Genomic DNA, 13,772 nt, shown 5'->3' with positions numbered 1-13,772 from the left:
ATCATGGTAACCGGCGGGTCGCCATGCCACTATGCGCCCTGGCGAAGGTAAGCGGAAAGGTGAAAACGTGGCTGTTGCACAATGTCCCGCCTCGTGCGGAGAACTTATCCAGGGCTGGATCCTCGGCAGCGAAAAGCTGGTCTCCTGTCCGGTGGACTGGTACAGCACCGTCGAGGTCGAGACCGGGGTACCGCGAAAAGACGAGCGGCCGCTGTCGCGGGCGATGGTCGACCAGCTGCTGGCCCACTGGGGCTACCCCCCAGCGCTGAGCCAGCAGATCCGCATCACCCTGCACTCAACGATCCCGGTGGCCAAAGGGATGGCCAGCAGCACCGCCGATATCGCTGCCACCGCCGTCGCCACCGCCCATCATCTGGGCCATCTACTGGATGAGCCGACGCTGGCGCGCCTGTGCGTCGCGCTGGAGCCCACCGACAGCACCCTGTTTCGCCAGCTGACGCTGTTCGACCATAATACCGCCGCCACGCAAATCGCCTGTCCCCCTCCGCCGGCGCTCGACCTGTTAGTGCTGGAGAGCCCGCTGACGCTGCGCACCACCGACTATCACCAGCTGCCGCGCGAGCCGGGCCTGTTGGCAAACGCCTCCCGGCTGCAGCTGGCGTGGGAGAAAGTTCAACAGGCCTGCCACTGCGGCAACCCGCAGCTGCTGGGCGAAGCAGCGACCATCAGCGCCATTGCCAGCCAGCAGCTGTTGCCTAAGCCGGGGTTTGACGCGCTGCTGGACCTGGTGGAAAGCGCAGGGCTCTATGGTCTCAACGTGGCGCACAGCGGCAGCGTCGTCGGCCTGCTACTGGACCGCCGTCGGCATGACGTCGAATTTCTGCAATGGCGGCTGGCAGACAGCGACATCGCCGCCCACTGGCCGCAGCAGCATCTGTTGGCAATGGTGCCCGGGGGCGTCATCCTGCAGTAGGCCTCAGGCCAGCACCCGGCGCAACGCCGCCAGCAGCTGGTCGTTTTCCTCGGCGCTGCGGATCGCCACCCGGAAATAGCGGCTATCCAGCCCCGGGTAGTTGGCGCAGCTGCGGATCAGCACATGCTGGCGCAGCAGGGCATATTGCAGGTCAAAATCGGCTCTGTCGCAGCGCAAGAACAGGTAGTTAGCACGCCCGGGCCACACGGTCAGCCCGGCCATCTCCTGCAGCTGCGCATAGAAACGCGCTCCCTCCTCCTGCAGCCACTGCCAGGTGGCCCGCTGATACGCCCGATCCTGGAGAATAATTTCCCCGGCCAGGGCGGCATAGGCGTTGATGGACCACGGCATTTGTCGCGCGCGCAGTCGGGCCACCGCCTGGGCATCAGCGTTCAGCAGGTAGCCGAGACGCAGCCCCGGAATGGCATAAAATTTGGTCAGCGATCGCAAAACCCAGACGTGCGGATGCTGCGCCAGCAGAGGAATAAACCCCGGCTGGTCGGGGATAAAGTCGAGGAAGGCCTCATCGAGGATCAGGCTGATGTTCAGCGCCCGGCAGCGCTGCGCAATGGCTTCCAGCAGGCCCCGCTCCGGCAGCAGGCCGGTGGGGTTGTTCGGGGTACAGAGAAACAGGCAGTCCAGCGCCGGAGTCAGGGCATCGAGGATCGCGTCGGTCAGCTGCCAGCCATCGCGCTCCCGCAGGGTATACTCCACCACCTCGCAGTCCACCGTCTGCAGCGCCCGCCGGTACTCCGCAAAACCGGGAATGACGATCATCGCCCGCCGCGGCTTAAGGCCGTGGACGAGGGTGAAGATCGATTCAGTTTCGCCGTTGCCGGCGAGGATATGCGCCGCCGGCAACTGATGGTGGGCAGCCAGCGCCTGATGCAGCTGTTGATACTCGACGTCAGGGTAGCGTTCGGCGCAGCCTGGGTTGTCAACGATCGCCTGCCTGAGCGAGGCAGGCATCCCCAGCGGATTGATGTTGGCGCTAAAATCCAGCAGCTCGCCGGGGGCTATGCCCAGCAGGGCGGCGGCCTCGCGGATATTGCCGCCATGGGCGCTTTTCAGTAAGGCCATGTCCCTTTCCTGTGTGGTTATCCGCGGCGGGCCAGCGTCGCGCCGTCGGCGAAGTAGGCTTTAATCCCGGCGAGGATCGACTCGGCCACCTCCTGCTGGAATTTGGCCGTTTTCAGTTTCCGCTCTTCTTCGACGTTACTGATAAACGCCGTCTCCACCAGAATGGAGGGGATATCAGGCGCCTTCAGTACCGCAAAGCCCGCCTGCTCTACCCGATTCTTGTGCAAATTATTGATATTGCCCATTTTCTCCAGCACCGCCTTTCCGAATTTGAGGCTGTCGGCGATGGTGAGGGACTGCACCATATCGAACATGGTGTGGTCGACATAGCGGTCGCCGCTCTTGCTGACCCCACCGATCAGATCCGAGGCGTTCTGCGTCTGGGCGAGATATTTTGCCGCGGTACTGGTGGCCCCCTTGGTGGAGAGGGCAAACACCGAAGAGCCGCTGGGCTGGCGGCTGGTAAAGGCGTCGGCGTGAATCGACACGAACAGGTCGGCGCGCTGCTTCTGCGCCTTGGCGACACGCACTTTCAACGGGATAAACACGTCTTCGTTGCGGGTCATATAGGCCTTCATATTGCCTTCTTTGTCGATCAGCGCCCGCAGGCGACGGGCGATCTGTAGCACCACATCTTTCTCGCGGGTGCGATACTTCCCCACGGCACCGGAGTCTTCGCCGCCGTGCCCGGGATCGAGCATGATGACAATCGGCCGGTCGCGCCCGGCTTTGCCCGGCTGCGGCCCGCTTTGCGCCGGCGGCACCTGCCGCTCCAGATCGCCTTTGTTGTAATCCTCGAGCAGCGCCAGCAGCGGATCCTGAACATCGGTAGCGTTGGCGGGGTAGAGATCCATCACCAGACGCTCTTTAAAGCCGGCCACCGGCGCGAGGGCAAACAGCTGCGGCTTAACGTTCTGCTTGAGTTCGAAGACCATGCGCACGGTTTGCGGATCAAACTGGCCCACCCGGGCGGACTTAATAAAGGGATCGTCAGCGCGGATCTGGCCCCCCATGCCCTTCAGTACCGAGTTCAGGTTAACCCCCTCCAGATCGACCACTACCCGTTCCGGATTACTGAGGGCAAACTGCCGGTATTTCAGCACATGATTCGATTCCACCGTGACGCGGGTGTAGGTCGATGCTGGCCAGACGCGAACAGCGACCACCCGCGCGGCGGCGGCCAGCCCAACAGGGCTCACGCTCATTAACCACATGGCGCCCGCCCCCTGCAATAAACGGCGACGGCTTAATCCAGAGTTGTTTCCCGACATGCCACTCCCAAGCAATAAAAACGCATTTATACCCAAAACAAACAGATTGACCAGAAACTTTAACGAAAGGCATATAACCTGTCATCTATAAAAGGGTAAACATTCATTGACACCCTGCGCCGGGTCACATGTTTTTCGCGGCTTAGCCTCAAATTGGGGCTTGCGTTTAACGGCAAAACAGAATAAAAATACAATAATTACGAATAATCATGCATTGAGGGTTTGTCATGGTGAAGGAACGTCGCACTGAACTGGTAGAAGGATTCCGCCATTCTGTTCCCTATATTAATGCCCATCGGGGAAAAACGTTTGTCATCATGCTGGGCGGCGAAGCCATTGAGCATGAAAATTTCTCAAATATTGTCAATGACATAGGATTATTGCATAGCCTGGGCATTCGCCTGGTGGTGGTCTATGGCGCCCGCCCGCAGATTGACGCTAACCTCGCCGAGCACCATCACGAGCCGGTCTATCACAAGCAGACGCGAGTGACTGACGCCAAAACGCTGGAGCTGGTTAAGCAGGCGGCGGGGATGCTGCAGCTGGAGATCACCGCCCGTCTGTCGATGAGCCTCAACAACACCCCGCTGCAGGGGGCCCATATCAACGTTGTCAGCGGCAACTTTATCATTGCCCAGCCGCTGGGCGTCGATGACGGCGTCGATTATTGCCACAGCGGACGCATTCGCCGCATTGACGAAGAGGCGATTCATCGTCAGCTCGACAGCGGCGCCATTGTCCTGATGGGGCCGGTCGCGGTGTCGGTCACCGGCGAGAGCTTTAACCTGACTTCGGAAGAGATCGCTACCCAGCTGGCCATCAAGCTGAAGGCGGAGAAAATGATCGGCTTCTGTTCGTCGCAAGGGGTTTACAACCAGGCCGGGGAAATTGTCTCCGAACTGTTCCCTAATGAGGCGCAAGCCCGCGTCGAAGAGCTGGAAGCAGACGAAGACTATAACTCCGGCACCGTGCGCTTCCTGCGCGGGGCGGTGAAGGCCTGCCGCAGCGGCGTACGGCGCTGCCACCTGATCAGCTATCAGGAAAATGGCGCGCTGCTGCAGGAGCTGTTTTCACGCGACGGCATCGGCACCCAGATCGTCATGGAGAGCGCGGAGCAGATCCGTCGGGCGACCATCAATGATATCGGCGGTATTCTTGAGCTGATAAGCCCGCTCGAGCAGCAGGGCATTCTGGTACGCCGTTCCCGCGAACAGCTGGAGATGGAGATCGACAAATTCACCATTATTCAGCGCGATAACACCACCATCGCCTGCGCCGCCCTCTATCCTTTCCCGGAAGAGAAGATCGGCGAAATGGCCTGCGTGGCGGTGCATCCGGATTACCGGAGCTCGTCGCGGGGAGAGGTGCTGCTGGAGCGTATTGCCGCTCAGGCCAGGCAGATGGGACTGAGCAAGCTGTTCGTGTTAACCACCCGCAGCATCCACTGGTTCCAGGAGCGCGGCTTCACGCCGGTGGATATCGACCTGCTGCCGGAGAGTAAAAAGCAGATGTATAACTATCAGCGCCGGTCGAAGGTGCTGATGGCCGACCTCGCTTAAGCCCTTCTCCTCTCTATCTAACGGCCCGGGATAGCGCGACGCTTATCGCTTTATCCCCGGCCGGTCTCCCACCCCTCTTCCCGCCAGCCTGGCGTACGCACGCGGGCGAAATTCCTGGTTTCCGCGCAGGCCATTTCTTTCTCGCTGGCTCACCGATATGCTATTGGCTGTCGACAGGACGTCGACTGGCGCCGCGGCCGCCACCCGCCCTGTAAGGATCGCTTAAAGAATGGAACCCAAACCGAACTGGCTGGTCAGACATATTAATCTCATCACCACCGCGGTCGCCCTCTATCCGTGGTTGCTGATGATACTGCTCCTCTGGGATAACCAGCGCCATCATCAGCATGGCTATGCCGCGCTCGGCGCCGCCATCGCGATATTATTTCTGCTGGCCCTGACGTCCGGCATGAATCTTCTCATCTCCTCGCTGGTGATTTTTTGTGCCCGCTGTTCCACCCCACCGCTGACCGGCGGCGCAGCAGTCCGCTTTTTCACCATGAACTCGATCTCGGCGCTCTGGCTTATCCCTCTGTTCTTCAGTTACTGATTTTTCCGCCAGCCCGGGCAACGGCTGCAGCATTTTCCATCGCCCGGACCCGGCGTCTCAGGGGGCTTCGCGCCCGGCGAAAATCTCCGCCAGGCCGCTGCGCCGTTCGGTGCGCGTCACAATGGCCTGGGAGAGCACCTGCTCGTCGGCATAGAGCGACAACCGCCGTTTCGCGCGGGTGATCGCCGTGTAGACCAGTTCGCGGGTCACCAGCGGGACGCTGCGCGCCGGCAGGATCAGCGCCGCGTGTTCGAACTCCGAGCCCTGCGATTTATGCACGGTCATCGCCCAGGCGGTGTCATGCTCCGGCAGACGGCTCGGCTGCACCGACTTGATGGCGCCGTCGGGCATCAGGAACCACACCCGCAGCTCGCCGTTGCGCTCCAGGGCGATGCCGATATCGCCGTTAAACAGCCCCAGCGCGCTGTCGTTGCGCGATATCATGATCGGTCGGCCGTCATACCAGCGAGAGTGGCGCGGCAGGGCGATCGCCCGCTGGCGGTTGAGGCGCTGCTCCAGCCGCTCATTGACGCCGCTCACGCCATACGGCCCCTCGCGCAGCGCGCACAGCAGCTGGAATTCGCTGAAAGCGGCCAGCATGGCCTGCGGTTCGGCCCGCTCGCGGCGCAACTGCAGGTAGCGCTCATAGCCCTGCTGAGCCGCGCCGAGCATGGCTTCGTACTCTTCGGTCGTGCTGAGGGGATGAAGCGCGATATCGTCAAACGGCTGGCGCAGCGTGGCCTTCACCTCCGCGCGCGCGCCAGCGTTCACCGCCCGCGCCAGGCTCCCGATGCCGGAGTGACTGCCGAAGCGATAGCTCTTTTGCAGCAGGCACAAACTGTCTCTCAGCGCGCCCGCGATAGCCCCCTCGCCCGCCGGCACCGGCGAACCGGTCAGCCGGGTCAGCTCCTGCGCCCGCGCGGCGGTATAGCCCGAACTCGCCCAGGCGCAGATATCCCCCAGCACCGCCCCCGCTTCTACGGAGGCCAGCTGGTCGCGATCGCCGAGGAAAATCACCCGCCCGTGGGCCGGCAGCGCGTCGATAAGCCGCGACATCATCGGCAGGTCGATCATCGAGGCTTCATCCACCACCAGCACGTCCAGATGCAGCGGGTTGCCGGCGTGATAGCGCATCCGCTGGCTGCCTGGCTGGGCGCCCAGCAGACGATGCAGCGTGCTGGCCTCGGTGGGAATCAACGCTTTCTGCGCGTCGGTCAGCGGCAATTTTCTCAGCGCCGCGCCCAGCGATTCGGTCAGACGCGCCGCCGCTTTCCCGGTTGGCGCCGCCAGGCGAATACGACAGCGCGGACTATCTTCGATCTGGATCAGCGCCGCCAGAAGCTTCGCCACGGTGGTGGTCTTCCCGGTCCCGGGACCGCCGGAGATCACTGAGATGCGGCGGGTCAGCGCCACCGCCGCGGCCACTTTTTGCCAGTCGGTTTCGCCGGTGGCAGGGAACAGGGCATTCAGGGTTGACGCCAGCCGGGCCTCATCCATCTCCAGCACCCGGTTGGCTTCATTGAAGAAGCGGGCGACGGTCAGCTCGTTGCGCCACATCCGGTTGAGATAGAGCCGGTCGCCGCACAAAATCATCGGCGCCGGAGCATCGCCGCAGCTCACCGCCGACGAAGCGAGCAGCAGTGCGGGCCAGTCCTCCGGCGCGCCGGCTTCGGCCAGCAGCCGATCGCGGATCTCCCCGGCTTTACCGCTCAGCGCCTCGTCGCCGCTCAACCGCGAGAGCGGCAGACAGACGTGCCCCTCGCCGGCATCCCGGCTCAGCAAGGCCGCCGCCAGCTTGACCGCCGGCGGGTCGTTTTGCGCCACCATCAGGGCAAACTGGACGTCCAGCGGCCGCAGCAGACGCTGCTCCACCGCCGCCAGCAGTAGTTGTTCGAAAGTCATGAGGCCTCCTCCTGAGTTTCTCCGGCAAAAAGCTGATCCAGACCGTCAATCAGCGGTCGCACCGGCCGGGTGGTGAAGATCCCCTGCCCCCCCTCCTGCCCGTCCATGCCGCGCAGGAAAAGATAAATCACGCCGCCGAAGTGGCGGTCATAGTCATAATCGGCCAGCCGGTGGCGCAGATAGCGGTGCAGCGCCAGGCTATACAGCTGATACTGTAGATCGTAGCGGTGGGCACGCATCGCCTGCTCCATCGCCGGCCGGGTGTAGGCCTCGCGATCTTCCCCCAGCCAGTTGGATTTGTAATCCAGCAGGTAATAACGGCCTTCGTGACGGAAGACCAGATCGATAAAGCCCTTCAGCATGCCGCGCACCTGGCGGAAATCCAGCGGCGGCGTGTCGGCAGAGAGGGGATCGTACTGGCGGATAAGCGCGTCAAGGCACTCCGCCGTCAGCAGCTGGGCGATGGGCAGGTAAAATGCCATCTCCACCTGTTTATCCCGCGCCGCAAGCTGATTGAGCGCGATATCCGGCCCCGGCAGGCGGGTCTTCAGCACGCCCCCCAGCCAGTCGGTCAGCACCGGCGCCCACTGCGCGTCAAACCCGCTCAGCTGCAGCTTCTCCGCCATCCACCCTTCCGGCACCGGCTGGGTGAAGTCCAGCTCCTCAAACAGGCTGTGCAGGAAGGTCCCCGGCGCGGCGCCGCGCGGGAACTGGTGCGGAGTCAGCTGCGGCTCTTCCACGACTTCGCCGACGCCGGCGGCATCAACATCCAGACGCGGCAGCAAATCCTGCCCGCCGCTGAAACCATGCTGCTGCAGTCCGGAGTAACTGGTCACCCGCCAGTCGTCGGCGATGCGGCGCTGCAGCTCGCGCGCCGACAATCGCGGGATGGTCGCCGCGGGCGCCTGCCACGGGGTGAGATCCAGTTCGCCCGGAATCTGTAATGCAATATCGCCATGACAGAAGTCTGCCAGCCGCGCAGCCAGCCCGGCGGCGTCCATGGCTTCGCCCGCCTGCAGCAGCCGCCCCAGCGCGCTGAGGTGGAAATCGCTGTTGCCGGATTTCCGGCTGCTGAGCGGCGCCACGCCGAGGCTGCAGTGCCAGACCGCGCGGGTCAGGGCCACGTACAGCAGGCGCAGATCTTCCGCCAGTCGTTCCGCCTCCGCCAGCTCGAGGCTGGCCTCATCCTGGCCCAAATCCAGCACCGCCGCGAACGTCTCGCGATCGTGGTAAAACGCCTGGTCCTGTTTACGAAACCGTGCGATAAACGGCAGCCAGACCAGGGGGTATTCCAGCCCTTTTGACTTGTGAATAGTGACAATTTGCACCAAGTGCTTATCGCTTTCGAGACGCATCTGCTGGCTGGCGGCGTTGCTGTCCGGCTCGGCGATATGCTGCGCCAGCCAGCGCACAAGGGCATGCTCGCTTTCCAGCTGGCTGGCCGCCTCCTGCAGCAGTTCGCTGATGTGCAGAATGTCGGTTAAGCGCCGCTCGCCGCCGCGGGTCGCCAGCAGATTCTCGGCGATATGTCGGGCTGTCATCAACGCCCGCAGCATCGGCATCACTCCGCGCTGCCGCCAAATCTGGCGGTATTCGCTGAACTCTTCCACCAGCGCGTCCCACGCCTGCTCATCCTGGTTCAGGTTTTCAATATCCAGCGCGGTCAGGCCAAACATCGACGTCGCCAGCGCGCTGCGCAGGGTATTTTCCCGCTCCGGGGCCAGCACCGCCTGCAATAGCCAGAGCAGCTCCTGGGCCTCCAGCGTCTCAAAAACGCTGTCGCGGTTGGAGAGGTAGACCGAGGGAATACCCAGCGTCTGCAGCGCTTCACGCACCTGCGCCGCCTCCAGCCGGTTGCGCACCAGCACGGTAATATCCGAAGCCTGTACCGGGCGCGAGGTTTCCCCGCGCCACAGCAGCGCGCGCCCCCGCTGACCGGCGCTCAGCCAGTCGCGGATCTGCGTGGCGCAGAGCTGCGCCATAAAGGTCTGATAATCGCCAGACCCGACAGTGTCGCCGGGCATCAGCCAGACGTTCATCGCCGGTACGTCCGCCGCGTCAACGGTAAAGCGCAGCCCCTTGTTCTTCGCCGCCGCCTTCACCGGCAGGAACGGGATCTCGTGGAACATGAAGGGGTTATCGCTGAGGCTGAACAGCCGATTGACGCTGCCCACCATGCCCGGCGAGGAGCGCCAGTTGGTATCGAGGGTGTAGTGCGCGGCAACGTCGCCGCGCGCTTTCATATAGGTAAAGATATCGGCGCCGCGAAAGGCGTAGATGGCCTGCTTCGGATCGCCGATCAGCAGCAGAGCCGTCTCCGGCTGCCGGCGCCAGATGCGGCGAAAAATCCGGTACTGCTGAGGGTCGGTGTCCTGAAATTCATCGATCATCGCCACCGGAAAACGCTGGCGAATGGCGCTGGCCAGCGTCTCGCCGCTGTCGCCGCGCAGCGCCTCGTCAAGCCGGCTGAGCATATCGTCAAACCCCAGCTCGCCGCGGCGGCGCTTTTCGCGGGCGACCGCATCGCGGATCTCGACCATCGCTCTCGCCAGCACCAGATCGGTGAGCGTCAGCGAGGAGGCCAGCAACGACTCTACGGCGCTAAACAGGGGATGCACCGGCGGTTCGCCACCGGCTTTGGTGCGCTCGAGCAGAAACGACTGGGCAAATTTCTCCAGCGCGTCGGGCAGTTGGTAGCTTAACGTCTCTTCCTGCGCCCAGGCGTTCACTTTCTCCATCCACTTGCCCTGGTTGCCGCGATTAAACTTCCGCCGGTCAAGGCCGGAATTTTCCAGCACGCCTTCGATCTCGCCCACCTGCTCGCGCCACTGCTGCTTGAGCGAGTCAATGCGGGCGATGATCTGCTGATGGCGTTCGGCCAGCGTCTCGTTAGGGGCTGGCGGCGACTTAAGCTGCGGCGCTTCGCCCTGCAGCCAGCGGTCAAGGGACTTCAGCAGATCGCGCGGCCCTTTCCAGACGTCGTGGATCACCGCCGCGATATCGCGGGTCAGGGGATAGCAGTGGCGGCGCCAGAAATCGGCGCAGGCCTGATAGCGCAGGCGGGATTCATCCTCGATCAGCTGTTGCTCGAACAGCATGCCCGACTCGAAGGCGTTAAGGCTCAGCATCCGTTGGCAAAAGCCGTGGATGGTGAATACCGCCGCCTCGTCCATCTGCCGTTCAGCCAGCAGCAGCGTCTTCGCAGCGTCATCTTTATCGGCGATCTCCGCCAACAACGCGCTGTAGAGCGGATTGTCGGATTCGCCGCGCAGGCAGGCGATGCGCAGTTCGTGGATGTTGCTGCGGATACGGCCGCGCAGCTCTTCGGTCGCCGCCTCGGTAAAGGTCACCACCAGCAGTTCTTCAACGCTGATGGCGCGGGGATAGGCGGCCTCACCGCCCAGCCCCAACAGCAGCCGCAGATACAGCGCGGCGATGGTAAAGGTTTTTCCGGTGCCCGCAGAGGCTTCTATCAGGCGCTCGCCGATCAGGGGCAAGCGCAGGGGATCCAAAGACTCAGCGGTGTCGGTCATTCATTCTCTCGCATCAGGGGTAAGGATTGCTGCAATGCGCTGACGTTTTCCCACACTTTGCCGCCTTTCGGCTGGGCATAGTCCGCTTTGCCATTCTGGCTACCGGAAATCTGGGACAAGATCGTCATGCCCTGCGGATCCACCACCGTCTGATGGAAGAAGTCGGCAAGTTTTTGCGGCGTCAGCAGTTTAATCTGAGCCACTACTTTATCACGTGAATCAAAACGCATATTACCGCGATCGAAATCTTTGCTCAGTTTCGAGGCTTCATCGCCCAGCGTCTGCGGCGTCTGCAGCATCTGGCTTATCACCGCCTGCTGGAGCTGGGCAAACTCTTCCGGCTTCATCGCCCGCAGCTTCGCCTCCGCGGTGGGGAAGAAGGCCTGGAACCGCTGCCAGAGGAAGGCCGGCTGCTTATCGCTACTCTGCAGCAGGAAGCCCATGCCCCACTGTCGCCCCACGTTCATCGGGAAGGCAAAGACCGCGTAGCCGAGCTGCTCTTCGGTACGCAGCTGGTTGTAGAACCACGGCTGAATAATCTGTCCCAGCAGGGTGCTGGCGGCGGTGCTGCTGAACTCATCCACATTGGGCGGCGCGAACACCGCGGCCAGCGCGGAGTCGGTGCTGTTGCCCGCTTTGTTGAAGATCGCCAGCTGCTGCCGGTTCACCACCACGTCTTTATTACGGCACCATTCGTTGCCGTCGGCGCCCAGCTGCTGCTGGATCTGGCGGGCCAGGGTCGTGGCGGCATCGGCGGTCATATTGCCGATCACCATCAGTTCAGGACGCCCCCTGGTTTTCAGGTTGGCGCGGTAGTCGAGCACCTCTTTAAGAGTGATGGAGGGCAGCAGCGCCCGGCGCACTTCGCGCTGGAAGTACGGCACCTGCGAGACCATCTGGATCGGCATTATCGCCTGATCGTAGGCTTTGCCTTTCTCGGCGGAATCCATCATCTGTGCATACCAGGATTTGGCCTGCTCCAGCTGCTCCTCGGTCGGCGTATAGCTGAAGTATCCCTGCAGCAGATCGCTGAACAGCCCCGGAAGATGCTGGGTATAGCCGTTGGCATTGACCATTAATCCGTTATTAGCGCCGGTAGAGAACGAAATGCCGCCGACCGCCGCCTGGTTACTGAGCTGGTCGAGGGCGATGCCGGCGAGATAATCGTTGAGGGCAAACATCACCTGCCGGCGAGCGCTGTCCATCGCCTGAGGGTTACGCAGCACCAGGGAGATGTCCGCCTTCGGCTCGCTGGCAAAATACTGGCTCGGGGCATACACCACCCGCAGCGTCGGTTCATCCAGGATCAGCTGCGGATGCGGCCAGGCTTTATCGCTTTTGATAAGGGTGAAGTCATCCGGAATATAGGGGTTGAGCGCCGGCAGCTGCAGCTGGATGGCCTGCGATTTGTGCTGCCAGTCAGCGAACGTCTGCTCGCTAATCTTATCCACCTGATACGGCGCATCGACAAAGTAGGCCGTCTTGTTATGCGGCTCCTGGGGGCTGATATACCAGATACGGGCGTTCTGCGGGGTCATCATCGCCAGCCGGTCTTTGATCGCCTGCGGGTCGTACTGGTCGGCAATATTCACCACGTCCAGCGCATGCTCGACCGGCACCCGGATCATGGTGTCCGCCAGCCATTCCACGTAGTCCATGTCGCGGTTGATCGACGGATAGCGGAAATCGAGCGCCAGCACATGCGCCAGTTCGTCGAAATAGCGTTTGTCGATGCCCTGAGTACGCAGGAGGTCGAGGTAGCTGAAAATGGCCGCCGTCACTTCATCGCGGTGCGCCAGGCCTTTGTCGGTGAGGGTGGCTGAGATCGCCAGTACGCCGCTGTTGCCGTTTACCACCGGATCGGAATCGGCGCGGATACCTTCCGCCAGACCCTGTTTTTGCAACCAGTCAGAGAGCGTGCCCGGGCTGCGGTTGCCGATAAGATAGGTGACCAGCTCATCGGTTTTGCTGCGGAAGCGATCGCTGTTGTTGTCGATGCGAAACTCGACGCGCAGCACTTTACGCGGCATCGCCGGCACATAGTGAATAATGATGCCTTTTTGCGCATCCGTGACCACCGGGACGGTAATTTCCGGCCTGCTGATCTGACGATTCGGCACGCGGCCAAAGGTGTCCGCAGCCATGCGCGCCAGCGCCGGCAACGGCTTGTTGCTGTAGATCACCGCTTTCATCAGATTGGCGGAGTACCAGCTATCGCGGAAGGTGTGCAGCGCATCAAGCACCGGGCTGCCGGGCTTATCGCTGAGCGTCTCGAGGTTGCCACCCGAGAAGTGGGCCGCCGGGTGAGCCGGGTTGATGGTCTCCGCGCTGACCTGGGCCATGCGCATCCCGTCTCGCGTCCGGGCCATCGTCAGCTCGGCGTTGACCGCGTTACGTTCGCGGTCGGCATATTTTTTATCCAGCAGCGGCGCGGCGATGGCGTCGGCCAGGCGATCTACGGCCCCGTCCAGCGCATCATTTTCCACTTCAAGATAAAACGCGGTGCGGTAGGGCGCGGTACTGGCGTTATGGCTGCCGCCGTGCAGCTTAAGAAACTCTGCAAGGCTGTCAGGCTGGGGATATTTTTGCGACCCCATCAGCGTCATATGTTCCAGAAAATGCGCCAGCCCCTGATGATCTGCCGGATCCTGCAGGGATCCCACCGGCACCACCAGCGCCGACAGCGATTTCACCGCCTGCGGATCGGAAACCAGCAGCACGACCATGTCGTTATCAAGGCGGATCGCCTGATACTGACGCGTATCTTTTTCGCTTTTGCGGATCGTCTCCTGAATCGGCTGCCATCCGGTGTCGGCCTGACTAAACGGCGCCCAGAGGGCGGCCAGCACAACAAAAACCTTGAACCATAAACTGCGGGGCATTCACGAACCTCATCATTAACAAACTTGCGCTGCACAGCGTGCAGCCTTTTATGTCCATCAG

General features: G+C 62.3%; 8 protein-coding genes. 3 read left to right on the top strand and 5 right to left on the bottom strand.

Features of this window, described 5'->3' with window-relative positions; genetic code table 11:
* The first annotated feature begins 67 nt into the window (after positions 1-67).
* Positions 68-934 carry an L-threonine kinase gene (locus IB144_RS04485; protein ID WP_004193729.1) on the top strand — a complete coding sequence of 289 codons (867 nt, stop codon included), beginning with the start codon at positions 68-70 and terminating at the stop codon, positions 932-934.
* A 3-nt stretch (positions 935-937) separates the two neighbouring features.
* Here the strand turns inward: IB144_RS04485 and cobD are convergent, their stop codons facing one another.
* On the bottom strand, positions 938-2,014 hold the full coding sequence (gene cobD / locus IB144_RS04480) for a threonine-phosphate decarboxylase CobD (RefSeq protein ID WP_021312851.1): 1,077 nt from the start codon (positions 2,012-2,014) through the stop codon (positions 938-940).
* 17 nt (positions 2,015-2,031) lie between these two features.
* A complete protein-coding gene (amiC, locus tag IB144_RS04475) occupies positions 2,032-3,285 on the bottom strand; it encodes an N-acetylmuramoyl-L-alanine amidase AmiC (protein ID WP_004174538.1) in 1,254 nt (417 codons plus the stop codon).
* A gap of 227 nt (positions 3,286-3,512) precedes the next feature.
* Between amiC and argA the strand changes: the two genes are divergently transcribed.
* Together argA and IB144_RS04465 are read left to right on the top strand one after the other, a co-directional pair.
* Positions 3,513-4,844 carry an amino-acid N-acetyltransferase gene (gene argA / locus IB144_RS04470; protein WP_004149616.1) on the top strand — a complete coding sequence of 444 codons (1,332 nt, stop codon included), beginning with the start codon at positions 3,513-3,515 and terminating at the stop codon, positions 4,842-4,844.
* A gap of 229 nt (positions 4,845-5,073) precedes the next feature.
* Positions 5,074-5,394 (top strand): hypothetical protein, encoded by a 321-nt coding sequence (locus IB144_RS04465; RefSeq protein WP_021465743.1) that lies wholly within the window; start codon positions 5,074-5,076, stop codon positions 5,392-5,394.
* 57 nt (positions 5,395-5,451) lie between these two features.
* On the opposite strand, the gene recD is transcribed toward IB144_RS04465, so the two are convergent.
* The 3 genes from recD to ptrA are packed head-to-tail and all read right to left on the bottom strand — an operon-like array spanning position 5,452 to position 13,711.
* Positions 5,452-7,296: an exodeoxyribonuclease V subunit alpha gene (gene recD / locus IB144_RS04460; protein ID WP_004149617.1), complete on the bottom strand. Its 1,845-nt coding sequence runs from the start codon at positions 7,294-7,296 to the stop codon at positions 5,452-5,454.
* On the bottom strand, positions 7,293-10,829 hold the full coding sequence (gene recB, locus IB144_RS04455; protein ID WP_062920471.1) for an exodeoxyribonuclease V subunit beta: 3,537 nt from the start codon (positions 10,827-10,829) through the stop codon (positions 7,293-7,295). The genes recD and recB overlap by 4 nt, the downstream gene beginning before the upstream one ends.
* Entirely contained in the window at positions 10,826-13,711 is a 2,886-nt protein-coding gene (gene ptrA / locus IB144_RS04450; RefSeq protein WP_149358901.1) for a pitrilysin, read from the bottom strand. The genes recB and ptrA overlap by 4 nt, the downstream gene beginning before the upstream one ends.
* Positions 13,712-13,772: the final 61 nt, after the last annotated feature.

Source organism: Klebsiella sp. K4 (assembly GCF_014596785.2).
Classification (GTDB): Bacteria; Pseudomonadota; Gammaproteobacteria; order Enterobacterales; family Enterobacteriaceae; genus Klebsiella; species Klebsiella pneumoniae.
This window is presented reverse-complemented; position numbering and strand designations above follow the sequence as displayed.

Bases quoted from the DNA above. Each gene is read 5' to 3' on its own strand.
- cobD (WP_021312851.1), bottom strand. From the start codon at position 2,014: ATGGCCTTACTGAAAAGCGCCCATGGCGGCAATATCCGCGAGGCCGCC.
- amiC (WP_004174538.1), bottom strand. From the start codon at position 3,285: ATGTCGGGAAACAACTCTGGATTAAGCCGTCGCCGTTTATTGCAGGGG.
- argA (WP_004149616.1), top strand. From the start codon at position 3,513: ATGGTGAAGGAACGTCGCACTGAACTGGTAGAAGGATTCCGCCATTCT.
- IB144_RS04465 (WP_021465743.1), top strand. From the start codon at position 5,074: ATGGAACCCAAACCGAACTGGCTGGTCAGACATATTAATCTCATCACC.
- recD (WP_004149617.1), bottom strand. From the start codon at position 7,296: ATGACTTTCGAACAACTACTGCTGGCGGCGGTGGAGCAGCGTCTGCTG.
- recB (WP_062920471.1), bottom strand. From the start codon at position 10,829: ATGACCGACACCGCTGAGTCTTTGGATCCCCTGCGCTTGCCCCTGATC.
- ptrA (WP_149358901.1), bottom strand. From the start codon at position 13,711: ATGCCCCGCAGTTTATGGTTCAAGGTTTTTGTTGTGCTGGCCGCCCTC.